Source organism: Williamsia sp. MIQD14 (assembly GCF_051025635.1).
Classification (GTDB): Bacteria; Actinomycetota; Actinomycetes; order Mycobacteriales; family Mycobacteriaceae; genus Williamsia_A.
In genome coordinates, this window is sequence record NZ_JBPFDG010000008.1 from 1 (window position 1) to 5435 (window position 5435).

3 rRNA genes are annotated in these 5435 nt (G+C 55.4%); all 3 read left to right on the forward strand.

The features are described 5' to 3' along the window. Positions 1-219: 219 nt before the first annotated feature. Positions 220-1735, forward strand: a 16S ribosomal RNA gene (locus tag ACQ7HM_RS21270). 307 nt (positions 1736-2042) lie between these two features. Next, positions 2043-5179: ribosomal RNA gene (locus ACQ7HM_RS21275) — 23S ribosomal RNA — on the forward strand. Positions 5180-5311: 132 nt separating this feature from the next. Next, positions 5312-5428 (forward strand): 5S ribosomal RNA (rrf, locus tag ACQ7HM_RS21280). Together the 16S, 23S and 5S rRNA genes form the textbook arrangement of a ribosomal RNA operon. The last annotated feature ends 7 nt before the right edge of the window (positions 5429-5435 follow it).

Below are 5435 nucleotides of genomic sequence, written 5' to 3' on the forward strand. Positions count from 1 at the left end.
CGTGGGTGTGTGTTCTTTGAGAACTCGATAGTGTGTTGATGGATTGTTTATGCCATTTTTTGTGGTGTCAGTTTTGAGTCTGGCACCGTTTGTTTTGATGCCGCCCTTTTTGGGGGTGGTTGTCAGTTGTTTTTTTGGTTAGGATTTTTTCTCTGCTGGGAAGATTGTGTTGAAATTCTGGTTGCCGGCTGTGGTTGGTGGCCTGTTTTTCTCTGGTTTTTCATGGAGAGTTTGATCCTGGCTCAGGACGAACGCTGGCGGCGTGCTTAACACATGCAAGTCGAACGGAAAGGCCCTTCGGGGTACTCGAGTGGCGAACGGGTGAGTAACACGTGGGTGATCTGCCTCGTACTTTGGGATAAGCCTGGGAAACTGGGTCTAATACCGAATATGACCTCTGGATGCATGTCTGGTGGTGGAAAGTTTTTCGGTACGAGATGGGCCCGCGGCCTATCAGCTTGTTGGTGGGGTAATGGCCTACCAAGGCGACGACGGGTAGCCGGCCTGAGAGGGCGACCGGCCACACTGGGACTGAGACACGGCCCAGACTCCTACGGGAGGCAGCAGTGGGGAATATTGCACAATGGGCGCAAGCCTGATGCAGCGACGCCGCGTGAGGGATGACGGCCTTCGGGTTGTAAACCTCTTTCACCAGGGACGAAGAGTGATTGACGGTACCTGGAGAAGAAGCACCGGCCAACTACGTGCCAGCAGCCGCGGTAATACGTAGGGTGCGAGCGTTGTCCGGAATTACTGGGCGTAAAGAGCTCGTAGGCGGTTTGTCGCGTCGTTCGTGAAATCTTGATGCTTAACATCAAGCGTGCGGGCGATACGGGCAGACTTGAGTACTACAGGGGAGACTGGAATTCCTGGTGTAGCGGTGAAATGCGCAGATATCAGGAGGAACACCGGTGGCGAAGGCGGGTCTCTGGGTAGTAACTGACGCTGAGGAGCGAAAGCGTGGGTAGCGAACAGGATTAGATACCCTGGTAGTCCACGCCGTAAACGGTGGGTACTAGGTGTGGGTTCCTTTTCACGGGATCCGTGCCGTAGCTAACGCATTAAGTACCCCGCCTGGGGAGTACGGCCGCAAGGCTAAAACTCAAAGGAATTGACGGGGGCCCGCACAAGCGGCGGAGCATGTGGATTAATTCGATGCAACGCGAAGAACCTTACCTGGGTTTGACATACACCAGAAAGCTGTAGAGATACAGCCCCCCTTGTGGTTGGTGTACAGGTGGTGCATGGCTGTCGTCAGCTCGTGTCGTGAGATGTTGGGTTAAGTCCCGCAACGAGCGCAACCCTTGTCCTGTATTGCCAGCGGGTTATGCCGGGGACTTGCAGGAGACTGCCGGGGTCAACTCGGAGGAAGGTGGGGATGACGTCAAGTCATCATGCCCCTTATGTCCAGGGCTTCACACATGCTACAATGGCCGGTACAGAGGGCTGCGATACCGTGAGGTGGAGCGAATCCCTTAAAGCCGGTCTCAGTTCGGATCGGGGTCTGCAACTCGACCCCGTGAAGTCGGAGTCGCTAGTAATCGCAGATCAGCAACGCTGCGGTGAATACGTTCCCGGGCCTTGTACACACCGCCCGTCACGTCATGAAAGTCGGTAACACCCGAAGCCGGTGGCCTAACCCTTGTGGAGGGAGCTGTCGAAGGTGGGATCGGCGATTGGGACGAAGTCGTAACAAGGTAGCCGTACCGGAAGGTGCGGCTGGATCACCTCCTTTCTAAGGAGCAAACAACATGCCTGTTTCGTGGCCGTTTGTGTCACGGTGGGTGTTTGTTCATTGGGTGAAACATAAACAAGCCGGCGTGGGTGCAGCATCAGGCTGTGTCTGGGTCGGTGTCGTGCCTGGGTGACTGGGTGCGGGGTCAACACACTATTGGGTCCTGAGAGAACACACGTCAGTGTGTTTTTTCTGATGCCGATGATTGCGCTGCCCTGTTCGGGGTGTGTGGGTTGTTGGTGTGTGTTGTTTGAGAATTGCACAGTGGATGCGAGCATCTTTATTTTTTTGAATGTTTTGTAGGTTGTTGTAAGTGTGTAAGGGCGTACGGTGGATGCCTTGGTACCAGGAGCCGATGAAGGACGTGGTAGGCCGCGATAGGCCTCGGGGAGCTGTCAAACGAGCTGTGATCCGAGGGTGTCCGAATGGGGAAACCCAGCACCCGTGATGGGGTGTTACCCACTGCTGAATGTATAGGCGGTGTGGAGGGAACGTGGGGAAGTGAAACATCTCAGTACCCACAGGAAGAGAAAACAACAGTGATTCCGTGAGTAGTGGCGAGCGAAAGCGGAAGAGGCTAAACCATGCAGATGTGATACCCGGCAGGGGTTGTCTGTGTGGGGTCGTGGGGTTCATCTTCTCAGTGCTGCCGTGCTGGGGGTGAGTAAAAAAATCACATGCTAGGTGAAGTGGCCTGGAATGGTCTGCCGTAGACGGTGAGAGTCCGGTAGCTGAAAGTGTGTGGTCTCACTTGATGGGTTCCCAAGTAGCAGCGGGCCCGTGAAATCTGCTGTGAATCTGCCGGGACCACCCGGTAAGCCTGAATACTCCCTGGTGACCGATAGCGGACTAGTACCGTGAGGGAAAGGTGAAAAGTACCCCGGGAGGGGAGTGAAATAGTACCTGAAACCGTGCGCCTACAATCCGTCAGAGCCGTTGGGTCCTTTGGTGGGCCGGTGGTGATGGCGTGCCTTTTGAAGAATGAGCCTGCGAGTTAGTGGCACGTCGCGAGGTTAACCCGTTGTGGGGTAGCCGTAGCGAAAGCGAGTCTGAATAGGGCGACCGTAGTGGCGTGTTCTAGACCCGAAGCGGAGTGATCTACCCATGGCCAGGGTGAAGCGTCGGTAAGACGACGTGGAGGCCCGAACCCACTTCAGTTGAAAATGGAGGGGATGAGTTGTGGGTAGGGGTGAAAGGCCAATCAAACTCCGTGATAGCTGGTTCTCCCCGAAATGCATTTAGGTGCAGCGTCGCATGTTTCTCACTGGAGGTAGAGCTACTGGATGGCGGATGGGCCCTACAAGGTTACTGATGTCAGCCAAACTCCGAATGCCAGTGAGTGAGAGTGCGGCAGTGAGACTGCGGGCGATAAGGTTCGTAGTCGAGAGGGAAACAGCCCAGATCGCCGGCTAAGGCCCCTAAGCGTGTACTAAGTGGAAAAGGATGTGGGGTCGCGAAGACAACCAGGAGGTTGGCTTAGAAGCAGCCACCCTTGAAAGAGTGCGTAATAGCTCACTGGTCAAGTGATCCTGCGCCGACAATGTAGCGGGGCTCAAGTACACCGCCGAAGCCGCGGCACTCACACAAGACACTCATGCACCCTTGCGGGGGTGTGTGTGGTGGTGTGGGTGGGTAGGGGAGCGTCCTGCACCCAGGGAAGCCACGGAGTGATCCAGTGGTGGAGGGTGTGGGAGTGAGAATGCAGGCATGAGTAGCGAAAGCGAAGTGAGAAACTTCGCCGCCGAATGATCAAGGGTTCCTGGGCCAGGCTAATCCGCCCAGGGTGAGTCGGGACCTAAGGCGAGGCCGACAGGCGTAGTCGATGGACAACGGGTTGATATTCCCGTACCCGTGTTTCCGCGCCCGTGATGAATCACATGTACTAACCATCCAAATCCGCCGAGAAGACCTTCGGGTCTCGAGTGTGGGGCTGCATGGGACCTTGTGTGGTAGTAGTCAAGCGATGGGGTGACGCAGGAAGGTAGTGGGGCCAGTCAGTGGTTGTACTGGTGTAAGCCTGTAGGGCGAACGGTAGGCAAATCCGCCGTTCACATAGCCTGAGAGGTGATGCGTAGCCGATTGAGGCGAATTCCATGATCCTATGCTGCCGAGAAAAGCCTCTAGCGAGTGGTGACACGGCCCGTACCCCAAACCAACACAGGTGATCAGGTAGAGAATACTAAGGCGATCGAGAGAACTGTGGTTAAGGAACTCGGCAAAATACCCCCGTAACTTCGGGAGAAGGGGGGCCATTGCTGGTGACGACTGTACGGTCTGAGCTGGTGGTGGTCGCAGAGACCAGAGAGAAGCGACTGTTTACTAAAAACACAGGTCCGTGCGAAGTCGTAAGACGATGTATACGGACTGACGCCTGCCCGGTGCTGGAAGGTTAAGAGGACCGGTTAATCCTTCGGGGTGAAGCTGAGAATTTAAGCCCCAGTAAACGGCGGTGGTAACTATAACCATCCTAAGGTAGCGAAATTCCTTGTCGGGTAAGTTCCGACCTGCACGAATGGCGTAACGACTTCTCTGCTGTCTCAACCACAGACTCGGCGAAATTGCAGTACGAGTAAAGATGCTCGTTACGCGCGGCAGGACGAAAAGACCCCGGGACCTTCACTATAGTTTGGTATTGGTGTTCGGTTCGGTTTGTGTAGGATAGGTGGGAGACTGTGAAACCCGCACGCCAGTGTGGGTGGAGTCGTTGTTGAAATACCACTCTGATCGTATTGGATACCTTAACCTCGGACCATGATCTGGTTCAGGGACAGTGCCTGATGGGTAGTTTAACTGGGGCGGTTGCCTCCCAAAATGTAACGGAGGCGCCCAAAGGTTCCCTCAGCCTGGTTGGCAATCAGGTGTTGAGTGTAAGTGCACAAGGGAGCTTGACTGTGAGACGGACATGTCGAGCAGGGACGAAAGTCGGGACTAGTGATCCGGCACCGGCAAGTGGAAGCGGTGTCGCTCAACGGATAAAAGGTACCCCGGGGATAACAGGCTGATCTTCCCCAAGAGTCCATATCGACGGGATGGTTTGGCACCTCGATGTCGGCTCGTCGCATCCTGGGGCTGGAGTAGGTCCCAAGGGTTGGGCTGTTCGCCCATTAAAGCGGCACGCGAGCTGGGTTTAGAACGTCGTGAGACAGTTCGGTCTCTATCCGCCGCGCGCGTAAGAAACTTGAGGAAACCTGTCCCTAGTACGAGAGGACCGGGACGGACGAACCTCTGGTGTGCCAGTTGTTCCACCAGGAGCACGGCTGGTTAGCTACGTTCGGAAGGGATAACCGCTGAAAGCATCTAAGCGGGAAGCCTGTTCCAAGATGAGGTTTCTCACCACCATTGCGTGGTTAAGGCCCCCCACAGACCATGGGGTTGATAGGCCAGAACTGGAAGCCCAGTAATGGGTGCAGGTGACTGGTACTAATCGGCCGAGGACTTACAACACATAAAACCCGCAACACACTAGTTCAAAATTTGTGAAGCGTGTTTCGCATCCACTGTGCAATATCTGAAACAACACACAACCCGATAAAGGGTCGTGCCCACCCCCGCGGGGTGGTGACGGTTTCACATTGTTACGGCGGCTATAGCGGAGGGGAAACGCCCGGCCCCATTCCGAACCCGGAAGCTAAGCCCTCCAGCGCCAATGGTACTGCACCCTAATCAGTGTGGGAGAGTAGGACACCGCCGAACACAACTT